This window comes from Roseobacter cerasinus (assembly GCF_009811755.1).
Classification (GTDB): Bacteria; Pseudomonadota; Alphaproteobacteria; order Rhodobacterales; family Rhodobacteraceae; genus Roseobacter; species Roseobacter cerasinus.
Genome location: NZ_BLIV01000024.1, coordinates 1 through 316, shown reverse-complemented (window position 1 = coordinate 316; position 316 = coordinate 1). Strand labels below are relative to the sequence as shown.

Below are 316 nucleotides of genomic sequence, written 5' to 3'. Positions count from 1 at the left end.
AGCATCTCTTTCAGCGTAGCAACATCCATCATCTGCTCGGCCAGCATCTTCTTCAGTTTGGCGTTCTCAGTTTCCAGCGTCTTCAAACGTCGAGCGTCGGACACTTCCATGCCGCCATACTTGGATCGCCACTTGTAGAAGGTCGCATCGCTAATCCCATGCTTCCGGCACAGCTCCTTCGCGCCAGGCCCAGCCTGGTGCTCTTTCAGAATGCCAATGATCTGTTCTTCGCTGAAACGGCTTCTCTTCATCGTCTGTCTCCTCAGTTGGAGAACAGGCTAACCAAAATTCGAGGACATTTCAGGGGAGCAGGTCA

At 52.8% G+C, this 316-nt stretch carries 1 protein-coding gene; it reads right to left on the bottom strand.

Annotated elements, in window-relative coordinates; all coding sequences use genetic code 11:
- On the bottom strand, nucleotides 1-251 hold a 251-nt coding region (locus So717_RS22000), incomplete at its 3' end, for a transposase (RefSeq protein WP_159981423.1).
- Between the last annotated feature and the right edge of the window lie 65 nt (nucleotides 252-316).